The following is a 342-nucleotide window of genomic DNA, read 5'->3' on the forward strand; positions in this document are numbered from 1 at the left end:
CGCAAGTTCAATACCTGTTGTAGGTCCTTTTAAATAGATATCCATTAGTATTAAATCTGGAACTACACCTTTTTCTAATATCTTCATAGTTTTACATTTATTTGGTGCAATACCACAAGGTTCATAACCTAAATCTTGTAGTGATTCTTTTAAATTTAAAGCTATTATTGATTCATCTTCTACTATTAATATTTTAATTTTACTCATAATTCTTCCTCTTCTTTTGGAAATACGATATTACATTCTAATCCATTATTATTTGTAAACTCTATTGTTGCATCAAGTTGATCTTCTACAATTGAATGAATTAATTGCATACCAATTGATTCACTTTTATATAAC

1 protein-coding gene is annotated in these 342 nt (G+C 26.3%); it reads right to left on the reverse strand.

The genetic code is table 11. The features are described from left to right. On the reverse strand, positions 1–207 hold a 207-nt coding region (locus tag GBG18_RS15185), incomplete at its 3' end, for a response regulator (RefSeq protein ID WP_152192410.1). Positions 208–342 lie beyond the last annotated feature (135 nt).

The organism is Poseidonibacter ostreae (assembly GCF_009208075.1).
GTDB classification, from domain to species: Bacteria; Campylobacterota; Campylobacteria; order Campylobacterales; family Arcobacteraceae; genus Poseidonibacter; species Poseidonibacter ostreae.